At 57.8% G+C, this 11,926-nt stretch carries 12 protein-coding genes and 1 tRNA gene; 8 read left to right on the top strand and 5 right to left on the bottom strand.

Annotated features, from left to right (window positions below; genetic code table 11):
• The first annotated feature begins 132 nt into the window (after positions 1 to 132).
• From bamA to rpmE, 4 genes are all read left to right on the top strand, one after another.
• Positions 133 to 2,784: an outer membrane protein assembly factor BamA gene (gene bamA, locus CHN51_RS17870; protein ID WP_100095226.1), complete on the top strand. Its 2,652-nt coding sequence runs from the start codon at positions 133 to 135 to the stop codon at positions 2,782 to 2,784.
• On the top strand, positions 2,784 to 3,476 hold the full coding sequence (locus CHN51_RS17865) for an OmpH family outer membrane protein (RefSeq protein WP_100095225.1): 693 nt from the start codon (positions 2,784 to 2,786) through the stop codon (positions 3,474 to 3,476). Before bamA ends, CHN51_RS17865 begins: the two co-directional genes overlap by 1 nt.
• A gap of 10 nt (positions 3,477 to 3,486) precedes the next feature.
• Positions 3,487 to 3,945, top strand: coding sequence for a 3-hydroxyacyl-ACP dehydratase FabZ (gene fabZ, locus CHN51_RS17860; RefSeq protein WP_100095224.1), 459 nt, complete (start codon positions 3,487 to 3,489; stop codon positions 3,943 to 3,945).
• Between the two features lie 110 nt (positions 3,946 to 4,055).
• Positions 4,056 to 4,286 carry a 50S ribosomal protein L31 gene (gene rpmE, locus CHN51_RS17855; protein WP_100095223.1) on the top strand — a complete coding sequence of 77 codons (231 nt, stop codon included), beginning with the start codon at positions 4,056 to 4,058 and terminating at the stop codon, positions 4,284 to 4,286.
• A 33-nt stretch (positions 4,287 to 4,319) separates the two neighbouring features.
• Here rpmE and CHN51_RS17850 read toward each other — a convergent pair whose 3' ends face one another.
• From CHN51_RS17850 to CHN51_RS17830, 5 genes are read right to left on the bottom strand one after another with little or no spacing between them, the layout of a single operon-like run.
• The gene (locus CHN51_RS17850; RefSeq protein WP_100095222.1) at positions 4,320 to 5,267 is read right to left on the bottom strand and encodes a biotin-dependent carboxyltransferase family protein; all 948 of its coding nucleotides are present in this window, start codon (positions 5,265 to 5,267) and stop codon (positions 4,320 to 4,322) included.
• The gene (locus tag CHN51_RS17845) at positions 5,264 to 5,935 is read right to left on the bottom strand and encodes a carboxyltransferase domain-containing protein (RefSeq protein ID WP_100095221.1); all 672 of its coding nucleotides are present in this window, start codon (positions 5,933 to 5,935) and stop codon (positions 5,264 to 5,266) included. The genes CHN51_RS17850 and CHN51_RS17845 overlap by 4 nt, the downstream gene beginning before the upstream one ends.
• The gene (pxpA, locus tag CHN51_RS17840; protein WP_100095220.1) at positions 5,932 to 6,690 is read right to left on the bottom strand and encodes a 5-oxoprolinase subunit PxpA; all 759 of its coding nucleotides are present in this window, start codon (positions 6,688 to 6,690) and stop codon (positions 5,932 to 5,934) included. Before pxpA ends, CHN51_RS17845 begins: the two co-directional genes overlap by 4 nt.
• Positions 6,687 to 7,898, bottom strand: a complete 1,212-nt coding sequence (locus CHN51_RS17835) for an Nramp family divalent metal transporter (RefSeq protein WP_100095219.1) — start codon at positions 7,896 to 7,898, stop codon at positions 6,687 to 6,689. Before CHN51_RS17835 ends, pxpA begins: the two co-directional genes overlap by 4 nt.
• Before the next feature lie 19 nt (positions 7,899 to 7,917).
• Entirely contained in the window at positions 7,918 to 8,559 is a 642-nt protein-coding gene (locus tag CHN51_RS17830) for a 2OG-Fe(II) oxygenase (protein ID WP_100095218.1), read from the bottom strand.
• Positions 8,560 to 8,666: 107 nt separating this feature from the next.
• On the opposite strand from CHN51_RS17830, the gene gspJ reads away from it, so the two are divergent.
• The 4 genes from gspJ to CHN51_RS17810 all read left to right on the top strand — a co-directional run bounded on the left by gspJ (position 8,667) and on the right by CHN51_RS17810 (position 11,622).
• The gene (gspJ, locus tag CHN51_RS17825; RefSeq protein WP_100095217.1) at positions 8,667 to 9,281 is read left to right on the top strand and encodes a type II secretion system minor pseudopilin GspJ; all 615 of its coding nucleotides are present in this window, start codon (positions 8,667 to 8,669) and stop codon (positions 9,279 to 9,281) included.
• Positions 9,278 to 10,273: a type II secretion system minor pseudopilin GspK gene (gspK, locus tag CHN51_RS17820; protein WP_240616795.1), complete on the top strand. Its 996-nt coding sequence runs from the start codon at positions 9,278 to 9,280 to the stop codon at positions 10,271 to 10,273. The genes gspJ and gspK overlap by 4 nt, the downstream gene beginning before the upstream one ends.
• A gap of 90 nt (positions 10,274 to 10,363) precedes the next feature.
• Positions 10,364 to 10,440: transfer RNA gene (locus tag CHN51_RS17815), tRNA-His, on the top strand.
• Between the two features lie 129 nt (positions 10,441 to 10,569).
• Positions 10,570 to 11,622 (top strand): Glu/Leu/Phe/Val dehydrogenase dimerization domain-containing protein, encoded by a 1,053-nt coding sequence (locus CHN51_RS17810; RefSeq protein ID WP_100095216.1) that lies wholly within the window; start codon positions 10,570 to 10,572, stop codon positions 11,620 to 11,622.
• Positions 11,623 to 11,926: the final 304 nt, after the last annotated feature.

Here is an 11,926-nt window from a genome sequence, read left to right as displayed (position 1 = left end):
TGATTGACGGGCTGCATTGGGGCAGGGGGTTGCCGAAGTTGATACCTTGGTGTCGGTTTCATTTTAATTCTGGTTTATGCTGTGAAAGCGAGTTTGTCTGTGAATCATAAAAAGCGGCTTTTGCCCTTGTTAATGTGCGGCACGATTTTGAGTGGCGCAGCGGTTTCTTCGCAGGCGCTCGCGCAGGAAGCGGCGCAGGCCGTGCCAGCGGCTCCTGCCGATGATATTATCCGCTCGATTGTGGTCAATGGCGCCCAGCGACTGGAGCCGACCACGGTCCTCTCCTATATGAAATTGCGGACCGGACAGCCCTATACCCAGGAATCTGCCGACCAGGCGCTGAAGGATCTGTTCGAGACCGAATTGTTCAAGGATGTCAGCATCCGGAACAACCAGGGTGCCGTGATCATCGAGGTTGTCGAAAATCCGGTGATCAACCGTATCCTGCTGGAGGGCAACAAGCGGATCAAGGAAGACAAGATCTATCCGGAAATCCGGCTGGCGCCGCGTCAGATCTTCACCCGTTCAAAGGTGCGCGCCGACGTGGCCCGGATCGTCGAGCTTTACAAGCGCAAGGGCCGCTTCGCGGCCAATGTCGAACCGAAAATGGTGCAGCTGGACCAGAATCGCGTCGATATCGTTTTCGAGATCAATGAAGGACCCAAATCCAAGGTCCAGCAGATCAACATCATTGGCAACGAAGAATTTTCCGACGGCAAGCTGCGCGGGGAAATGGTAACCAAGCAGTCGCGCTTCTACCGTTTCTTCAGCTCCAGCGACACTTATGACCCGGATCGCCTGGCCTTTGACCAGCAGAAGCTGCGTCAATTCTATCTGACCGAAGGCTATGCCGATTTTCGCGTCATTTCGGCTGTAGCCGAACTCACGCCGGACAAGCGGGATTTCATCATCACCTATGTCGTGGAAGAGGGCGAGCGGTACCAGTTCGGTGACGTGTCGGTCGAAAGCGATATTCGCGATTTCACGCCCGAGTTCCTGACGCCCCAGCTGCCGATGAAGACCGGAGACTATTACGACGCAAAGCAGGTCGAAGACACGGTCGAGCGCTTGTCGGAAACCGCCGGCCTGTTCGGCTATGCCTTTGCCGACGTTCGCCCGCAGTTTACGCGGAACAAAGAAACGCTGACCATGGATATTCTCTTCCAGGTTGCGGAAAGCGATCGCGTTTACGTCGAGCGGATCGATATCAACGGCAATACATTAACTCAGGACAAGGTCGTGCGCCGGGAATTCCGGCTTAACGAGGGCGATGCGTTCAACAGTTTCCAGGTCAAGCGCTCGGCCAACCGGATCAAGTCGCTCGGTTTCTTCCAGGAAGACCTCGAGATCGAGCAGAAGCAGGGCAGCGCCCCGGACCGGATTATCTTGGAAGCCAATGTCGAGGAAAAGGCGACCGGCGAACTGCAGCTTTCCGCCGGTTTCTCCAGCGTCGAGAACTTCATCCTCCAGGCGTCCGTGCGACAACGCAACTTCCGCGGCAAGGGTCAGGAATTGCGCGCCAGTGTCAGCTATTCGAGCTATTCACAGTCGATCGAGCTTGGTTTTACCGAACCCTATCTCTTTGACCGGAATATCGCGGTTGGTGCCGACGTCTTTCGTCGCGATCTGAACAGCTTCAACTATGTAAACAGCGACCGTCAGACCACTTTCGAGCAGCTCACGACAGGCTTCCAGATTCGTGCCGGTGTACCGATTACCGAATATCTGTCCGCCTCGCTTCGCTACGGCCTCAGTCAGGACGATGTGACGCTGGAGCCGAGTCTGTTCTTTACCGATAGCAATGCCGATGGAATTCGAGGCAACAGCGAAGCTGATGATTGTGATCCGCTGCTCGCCGGGCGTTACCTGTGTGATGCACTGGGCACGCGTACAACATCGTCGCTGGGCGCATCGCTGATCTACGATGACCGTGATAATCGTATCCGGCCAACCCGGGGTCAGTCCATCGTTGGTAGCCTCGATTTCGCCGGATTGGGCGGGAGTGTCAAATATCTCCGCGGCCGTTTGAATGCTTCCAAACATTGGCGCGTCCTGGGTGATTTTATCTTCACGGCGAAGGCAGAAGGCGGATATATTCATCCTCTGGAAAACCGTGGAAGTGAAGCGGACGGCATTGACGATATCCGTCTGACAGATCGCTTTTTCCTCGGTGAGCCACAAATTCGCGGCTTCGATATCCGCGGTGTGGGGCCACGCGTCGTACGTTCATCTACAATTCCCGGGCTGGATACCAATGGTAATCCGATCAACGAGATTGTCGAGTTGACCAACGGTACCCAGACGGACGATGCCATCGGTGGCCGTGCCTATTATCTGGGACGGGCAGAGCTGGAAATCCCGCTCGGTTCGGGGGCCAGCGAGCTTGGCCTGCGGCCTTCGATCTTTGTCGACGTGGGTGCCGTCTTCAATGTGGTTCAGCCTCTGCTTCTGACAGATGCGCAAACCCAGGCATTCAGCACCCAGGACAGTCAGGGCAACGCATCACCCACAGGCGCTGCGGCACCGCTCTATCTGACCACCGATACCAACGGGGCGGCTGCAACCACGTTCGATGCGACGACCAACGGGGTCGCCAACCCGATCGCTACCAGCTTCACCGAGCGCTTCTTCGGTGATTCGATCAGCCCACGCTTGTCCGTGGGTTTTGGTGTAAACTGGAATTCACCATTCGGTCCATTCCGGATCGACATAGCCAAGGCTCTGCTGAAAGAGCCGGGCGATGACACAAAACTATTCACTTTCAACGTAGGAACACAATTCTGATGACACGTTTTTTGAAAACCGCACTCACCGTTCTCGCTGTAACTGCTGCGCCCCTGGCCGTTGGTTCGGTTGCGAGCGCGCAAGTTTCGGGCATTGCTACGGCAAACCCGACTCTGGCTATTGCCAAGACAAAAGCCCTTTCAGCGGCCTATGCGCAGATTGGAACGCAATATAAGTCTTATTTCGACCAGATCGATTCCCGCAACAAAACCCTTAACGGACTGCGCGCACAACTGGATACGAACAACGACAAGCAGCTGACGCAGGAAGAGCTCGATGCGGCGGTGAAAGCAAAAAACCCCGTTTTGCAGACCATTCAGGCCGAAGAGGCCGAAATCCAGAAACTGCAGACTCCAGCCGTCATGGCCCAGATGTTTGTGGTAGAAGGCATTTTCGCCGAATATGGCAATGCCCAGCAAAAGGTGGTCTCGGACAAGAAGATCAGCGTTATCCTGGACCCGGAAGTATTTCTCTATGCTCCGTCCCAGGTTGACGTAACCAACGATATCACGGCAGCTCTTGATGCAAGAGTTCCGTCCGTCAGCACGACACCCACGGCAGGCTGGCAGCCGCAGCGTACCACCGTAGCGCTGCACCAGCAGTTGCAGCAACTTCTGGTTGCCAGTGCCCGTAATCAGGCCGCTCAGCAGCAACAGCAGCAGCCTCCCGCAGCGCAGCCGGCCAGTCGCTAGTTGATCGCTAATGACAGAGCTTCTGGATTATGATGTAACCAAGGTGATGGCGGTGCTGCCGCATCGCTATCCCATGCTTCTCGTGGACCGGGTGGAAGAGCTCGTGAAGGACGAGTCGATACGGGCGGTCAAGGCGGTCACGATCAACGAAGGCTTTTTCCAGGGTCATTTCCCTGGTCGACCGATCATGCCCGGTGTGATGATTGTCGAGGCGCTGGCGCAGGCCGCCGGCGTTCTCGCCATGGAAAGCTTCGACATGGTGGGGTCCGGCAAGCTGGTTTATTTCATGGCGATTGACGGAGCAAAATTCCGTCAGCCGGTTGAGCCTGGCTGCTTGTTGTCGCTGAATGTCAAATTCGAACAGAAGCGCGCGCGCGTGTGCAAATTTTCGGGACAGGCAATGATTGGCGACAAGCTGGCTGCAGAGGCAAGCTTTACCGCCATGATTGCGGACCCTCCCGCGGCATAGGCTTTTTCAAAAGAATCTTGCCCTTTTGTCATTCGGCGGTTAATGGGCCGCTTCCGTTAAATTTATTCGCTTTGGGTCTGGTCGGTAACCAGCCTGTTTAGGAGCCGAAAATGAAATCCGATACGCATCCAGACTATCACATGATCACCGTTCAGATGACCGATGGCACGACTTTCGAAACCCGCTCGACATGGGGCAAGGAAGGCGACACGCTGCAACTGGACATCGATCCTTCCTCGCACCCCGCATGGACTGGTGGTAACCAGCGCCTTATGGATCAAGGTGGCCAGGTGGCCCGCTTCAACAAGCGCTTTGGTGGTCTGTCGCTCAAAAAGAGCTGATTGTTCTCGAGGCTGTTAAACAGCCTCGATATATCACCACAATTTTATCCGGCCGAGCCAGGAAGACAACAGGGAAAGCTTTTCCCGGTAAATGTCCATGGCCTTTTCCGGCGTGGTTCGGACAAACCGAATCCGCGACCCCGTAGCCAGCTGACCGATCAGATGACGGTCGGCGCGGATCACTTGCGCAATCCGGGGATAGCCTCCGGTGGTCTGGGCGTCCGGACCGAGCAGATAGGGTTGCCCGCTAGGCGGCAATTGTATTGTGCCGGGAAAAACTGCTGCGCTGGGCATATCGGCCGATTCGCTCGCGCTCAGTGCTGTTCCCTCAAGAGCGATGCCCATACGGTTGGCGCGACCGCCCACTATATAAGGGGCAAGGCACAGGTTATCGAGCAGGCTTTCGCTGATTTGGTCCGTTTCCGGACCCGGTGTGATTCTCAAAACATGATCATAACTGAAATGCGGCCTGAGATGCTCCGGCGTGATCCGATCTCCCGCCGTCTCCGGCGAATCCGGTGAAAATGTGATGACATCGCCATTTCCAAGCGTCCGTCCCTGAAAGCCGCCGAGCCTTGCTGCCAGATAGGTTGAACGGCCTCCAAGCAAGCTCTCTGCATGAATAGCTGCCGATATCGCCAGATAGGTCCGGCATCCCGGGCGGCTCGGGCCGATATCGATCCTGTCCCCGGCCTTGATCTCCAGCGTCCGATGCAACGGTTGCTCGTCGCCATTGATCCGGAGATATTCCGCTGCGCCGACCACCGCGAGGGAGCAGGGCTCGTTGAACCGGAAACTGGCATCGGTGAGCGCGATCTCGATTGCGGTTTCGCCAAAGGATTTGGCGACCAGAAAATTCGCCAACGCCAGTGAAAGACAATCGGCGGCGCCCGCAGCGGGCATGCCCAGATGCCGGTGGCCGGTATAGGGAGCACCTTGCAACGTTGTTTGCAGGCCCGCTTTCAGAACGGTGATGCTCATTCTTCCGCTTCCGTTTCCCAATTGTCGAACATGTCTTTCGAAATCGGTTCAAAGCACACGGTTGCTCCGGCGGAGAGTAGAGCAGGCTTTGTTCTGGCCGGATCGAACAGGCGAAGCGGTGTCCGGCCGATAATGGGCCATCCGCCCGGGCTGTCAAAGGAGTAGATGCAACTCTGGCGACCAATGATTCCGATCGAACCGGCCGCTACTGATTGGCGCGGAGTTGCCAGCCGCCCGATTGTGTCGCATTCCTCGATGCTCTGGAGATAGGCAAAGCCCGGCATGAAACCAAGCATGGCCACCCGCTGGGTCCGGGCTGCATGCCATGCCGGCAATATATCCGCGTCTATCCCGATTTTTCCCGCTACGAATTCCCGATCCGGAGCAAATGCCAAATCGTAGCACACGGGAATCTTCACGGCGGAGGGAGATTCGCTGGCCATGGGTGCCAGCCTTTCCATTCGTTCCGATGCTATCCGGACCGCTTCGGCGGGCGAGAGGAGGGCAGGGTCGAACTGGGCCGCTATACTGTCGATACCAGGGACAATTTCCGTCCAGTGACCGTCGGTCGATAGCGCGGATTGTGCTGCCAGTATCATATCCCAACCGGGCAGAGAAATGCTGATCCAGTCATCGCAAATATGAATGGAATAAGTCTGTCCGGTCACAACCCGACCGTTCCGATCACCATGCCAGCCTGTTCCAGCGCCCTGCGCATTTTTGTCGCTGTTTCCAGAGCTCCGTCGCTGTCCGAATGGAGGCAGAGGCTTTGCGCAGGAACGGTCAGCGTTGATCCGTCCTGCGTGGTCAGTGCGGCGCCGCGCGCCAGATCAAGGCCTTGCCGGATTCGCTGGTCCTCCTGTGCAATGACTGCCCCTGCTTCGCTGCGTGGAACCAGTCTACCCTCGCTAGTATATCGCCGGTCAATGAATGCTTCGGTGATAAAACCGATATTTCCCTCTGATGACGCCTGCTGGATTAGCGATCCGGCCATGCCCATTAGCGGAAGTCTGGATTGCGACGCGATGTCGACCAGCAGTCTGGCCAGATCGGGATCATCCTGAGCATCATTGTACAGAGCGCCATGCGGCTTGATGTGGGTAAGCGCCACACCGACTTCTGCTGCAATCGCGGCGATGGTACGCAACTGCTCCGTCAGGCTCACAACCAGGTCCGTGAGCGTGATATTCATGGAGGTGCGGCCGAAACCTGCCCGGTCCGGATATGAGGGGTGGGCGCCCGGAGCGATCGCCTTGGCCTTCGCGGCGGATAGCATGGTGCGCATGCTTTTTTCCGAACCGGCATGGCCGCCGGTCGCGATGTTGCAGCTGGAGACGACATTCATGATAGCGATATCGCGAGCGATGCCGTCAGGACTTTCGTCTTCGCCAAGGTCGGCATTCAGATCGATGACACGGGTCATGGCCAGAAGCCTAGCGCGCGGGCGATCAACCGGAAACCCAAAGCGGTGGTGATCAGCAATATTGCTGCCCCGAGAATATTGGCCCGGACACCGTTGGCATATGTTCCGAGTAGCGCGCGGTTATTCGCGAGCCGAAGCAGGAAAATCGCGATGATGGGGAGTAGCAGACCATTTGCAATCTGGGCCACGAAGATCAGTTCGACCGGGCGATAGCCGAGCAACGCAGCAAACATTCCGGAGAGAATCACGATAAGTGCACCGATCCGGAAGGGCCAGCGTGAGTTGGAGGTGGTGAAAATTTCCTGCACGATATAGCCGGTGGCCAGCGGAGCGGTGATCGCAGAGGTCAGGCCCGCTGCAAAGAGTCCCGCGCCAAGCGTGATCGTTGCCAGGTTGCCGAACAGCGGGGTAAGCTGATGGGCCATGTCGACCGCATTTTCGATCGTCTTGCCGCTGCCGAAAAGACTGGCCGCGGCGGTGGCCATTATCGTCATCGATACCAGCCCGCCGATACCGATGGAAATCCTGTTGTCCAGTTGCGCTTCGGGCATTTGTTCCTTGTTCCAACGGTCGCGCACGCTCGCCGCATGCAGGAACAGGTTATAGGGCACGATGGTGGTGCCGATGAGCGCGATTGCGGTCAACAGGCCCCCCTCCGGTACCGAAGGCACAAAACCTCGCAGCAAGGCACCGAGATCGGGTCGGATGAGCAGAAAGGTCAGGATGAAGGCCGCGCTCATAAGCAGCACCAATGCTATCAGTATATTCTCCACCCATCGCGGTTTCGAAAATATCAGCATGGCCGATGCGACGAGGGCGATGGTGATGATCACCGGCGCCATGCCGAAGGGAAGCGAACCGCCGTTTATCGCTTCAAGCCCAAGCGCAGCTCCCGACATATTGCCCGCTTCATAGGCTGCATTCCCGAGGACGAGCGCGGAAATCAGCAACAAGGCCGCCAGTGCGCGGACTATCGGTGATGTCACGGACTTCAGCATCGCCTCGGCCAGCCCAAGCTGGGTAACCAGCGCGATGCGGATGGCAAAGGACTGGAGGACGATCGTGGTAATGGTGGCGAACAGCAGTGCCCAGAGCAGCGCGAAGCCGAAATTTGCTCCGGCCAATGTGCAGGCGGTGACCGTTCCCGGGCCGATAAAGGCAGCGGAGACCATCATGCCGGGGCCGGGGCGGTAGCGAGTCAGTTTCATTGATTTGAAGGCAATAGGCTTATCCGTTCCAAGGCCAGGGTTTCTCCCGAAACCATTTGGTGATTACATATTTCGTGCCGCGCCGGACTTTCATGCCGTGGTGCAATGTCCATTCGTTGACGCTGCCATCAACATTCCGGTTGTTCCAGCACAGCAACGTACCGGTTTCCGGGGTGAAGCTCTTCTTGAACCGGGTGAAGCGTGTAGCCCCGCCGGCGTCGGGTTCGTTAAGATAGAGCATGAAGGTCCAGGTGCGCTGTCCGGAGATCGAGCAATATTTGATGAAATCCTGACCGGCGGGATCGAAAAAATCCGTATGTGCCTTGAATTCCTGACCCACCGCATAACGCTGGCCCTGCAGAGGTTCGCCATATTTTCTGTCGATATTGGCAAGGCCGCAGATCTTCGCGTCGATTTCCGCTACGAACCGGTCTTGATGATCGAGATCACAGGTTTCGCTGGTTCGAAAATAGTCGTCACCGTTCGGATCAGCAATGGTGGAGGGGCGCCGCTGCTCGTCGATCATGGCCACCAACCTGCTGCATTCATCGGAGTCTAGAAAGTTCCTGACGATGCACAATTCTATTTCCTTGCGCGGAAAGCGCTGCACCTTTCCCAGTGCGACAAGATAGTCAGCCGATGTATTGTTGGCTTGTGTCATATCACCGTCCAAAATTGCCACTAACTATCCCGCTTCACGATAAATGAATCCCTGTTGATCGCAACCGCTGTTTGCGGTTCAGGCCAGTCTGAATATAAGCGAGGACAATGGACAAAATTCCTGCCAATTCCCGCGATCGCAACGGCTTCACTCTGGTCGAGATGATGGTCGCGCTGTTCATTTTCGCGATGCTCTCGGTCGCCGGGGTGATCATGCTGCGCTCGGCTGTCGACAGCGACGAGATAACCGCAGAGAATCTGGGGCAGATGGCGGAAATGCAGCGCTTTGTTTCCTTGATGGAGGCTGACCTGAGCCAGGCCTTGCCGCGAACCCACCGCGATGATCGCGGCGACCGGATGCCGGCTTTTGCCAGCGAGAGTGGCGGAGCCGAGGCGGCCTTTTTGAAATTCACGCGGGGTGGCCAGAGCAATATCAATGGTCAGGCGCGATCGAACCTGGAACGGGTTGAATATCGTCTGAGGGACGGCAATCTGGAGCGCTGGCGATACCGGATGACCGATGGCGGATCGATTGATCAGCCAGCGGTACTGATCTCGAACGTGGATACACTGGAAGTCCGCTTTCGCGACAAGCGCGGGCTGTGGTCCGGCCGCTGGGAAACCGAGCGACTGGCAGATTTGCCGCGAGCGATCGAGATCCAGTTCGATCAGCAAGGGCGGCGATATCGGCATTTGTTTCTGGTCGGGACGGGCTATTTGTGAGCGAATTTCGGGAGATAGGGAGCGGGAAAGAACGCGGCGCGGCGCTGCTGACGGTCCTGTTGCTGGTCGCCGTGATCGCGATACTGGCGGCGCACGGGATTGACCGGCTGGCTGGCGCGACCAAGCTGGCCTCCAACGCGCGGGAACTGTCACAGGCCAAGGCCTATCTGATAGCCGCCGAATCGATCGGCATGCGTTCCGCCGAAGAGATCGTATCGCTATCGCCGGGCCGGACGATCAATGTCGGCGGCTGGAACGGCAAGGAGCAGAGCTTTCCCGTGCCGGGCGGGATCATCACGGCATCGCTGTCCGACGGCGGCAATTGTTTCAACATCAACAGTCTCGTCACGCAGCAGCAGGACGTCCTGACGGCAAGGCCGGAAGGGGTGGCGCAATTTTCGCGGCTGATGGTGATGCTGGGCATATTGGACGGCGATGCCGTTGATATTGCGGAGTCGGTCGCGGACTGGATCGACAGCGACATGGTGGCGGCCCCCCGCGGCGCGGAGGATCAATATTATCTGCAGCAGGAGACGCCCTACCGCACGGCCAATGCATTGATCGTCGACATCAGCGAGTTGCGGACCATCAAGGGCGTGACCGACGATGTCTATGTCCGCATCGCGCCCTGGCTGTGCGCGCTGCCGACCACCGATCTTTCGCCAATCAATATCAACACGCTGCGGCCGGAGCAGGCGATCTTGCTGGCGATGCTCGGCGCGTTGCCGTCCGACCTGACACCCGCCCGCCAGTTTCTCGGGCGGCGGCCGGAACTGGGATATGGCAGCCTCAATGATTTCTGGGCGCAATCCTATCCGGCGAGCCTCGGTGCGACGTCCGAAGTCCAGAGCCAGGTCAAGCTGACCACCCGCTGGTTCCGCGTCGATCTCGCGGTCGAGATGCAAAGCGCGCTGGTCGAGGAGCGCGCCCTGATCGATGCGGCGCGGCAACCGGCCCGGCTGGTCCACCGCCAGCGTGGCGATGCGTTTTAATTCCAGATTGCCCCGCTAAATGCTTGACGATTGCCACCGCCTATCCCTATGGACCCCATCGCAATGCGGCTATATAGTGCGCGGCTTGTGGCGATCGTAGCTCAGTTGGTTAGAGCGCCGGTTTGTGGTACCGGAGGTCGGGGGTTCGAGACCCCTCGATCGCCCCATTTTTCCCTGAAGACGACGATGTGTTACCAGGCCATCACCACATGGCCGGGCTGCAAAGTCTTTCTTTATTTGTAATTAAATTACAGCTATGGGATATTTAATTACTCCAATTGCCAGGGATAACCGCCATGAGCGTGATGTGGGACTTGCCGGATTTTGACGACCATGAAGCGGTCCATTTTTTCCACGATGCCGACAGTGGCCTCAGCGCGATTATCGCGCTGCACAGCACCCATCTCGGCCCCGGTGCCGGCGGTACGCGCTTCTGGCACTACGAAAACCGCGAAACCGCAGTAACCGACGCGCTGCGCCTGTCGCGCGGCATGAGCTTCAAGAACGCCATGGCCGGACTGCCACTGGGCGGCGGCAAGGCGGTGATTCTCGCCGACCGCAACCGGACCAAGACACCCGAAATGCTCGCCGCTTTCGGCCGGATGATCGAGTCGCTTGGCGGCCAATATGTGACCGCAGAAGATGTCGGAATCACCGCAGCGGACATGGTCGCTCTGACCAAGGAAACCAAATATGTCTCCGGCCTGCCGGTCAGCAATAGCGGCGAAGCCGGTGGCGATCCCGGACCCTTTACCGCGATGGGCGTCTATCTCGGCGTGAAGGCCGCAGTGGCGCACAAGCTGGGCCGCGAATCCATGGACGGCGTCCATGTCGCGATCCAGGGCGTCGGCAGCGTCGGCGGCGGTCTTGCCCGTCTGCTGGCCAAGGATGGCGCGAAGCTGAGCATCGCCGATATCAACAAGGACCATGCGGCCGCGCTGGCGAAGGAAATCGGCGCGACGGTCGTCGGCCTCGACGAGGTCATGCGGGTCGAGGCAGATGTATTCAGTCCCAATGCCTTGGGCGCGATACTGGATAAAGTCTCTATCGCTCATCTCAATGTTCCGATCGTTGCCGGTGGCGCCAACAACCAGCTAGCGACTCCCGAAGACGGCCAGCGAATCTTCGACCGCAACATCCTGTTTGCACCGGATTATGTCATCAACTCCGGCGGCATCATCAGCGTCGGTCTGGAATATCTCGGCGACGGCGACGTCAAGGAAGTCAATCGACGGGTCGCGATGATTCCACAGCGGCTGACCGAGATCTGGGAACAGAGCGCGGCACAAAAACTTCCGGATTCAGATGTCGCCGACAATATGGCAATGGCGTTGATCGGCCGGGGCTAGGCCCAGGCCGAACTTTACAAGGTCCAATGGTTTTATTTTCTGTGACCTTTGCCTGAAAGGCTCAGGTTTCTGCCATTTTCCGGCCGCCATGCCGGCGCCTAGTGTAACCTTTGGATTTTCCGCCCGGGTGCGCGGAGTTTCAAAGGTCGTGTGAGCATCCTCCTTCCGTTCAAATGTCAAAGAGCCTGTCCCGCGCATGGCGAAGGACAGGCCGGAAGATAGAGGATAGGGTCGACTGTAGGAAAGCAGTTTTGACGGGATGACGGAAGAGAGGCCGCGGCGACGCTCCCTTCCGTTCCATTCG

The sequence above is a fragment of the Sphingorhabdus sp. YGSMI21 genome, assembly GCF_002776575.1.
Classification (GTDB): Bacteria; Pseudomonadota; Alphaproteobacteria; order Sphingomonadales; family Sphingomonadaceae; genus Parasphingorhabdus.
Note: the sequence above shows the minus strand (reverse complement) of the source record. Positions and strands in the feature narration are given on the sequence as shown.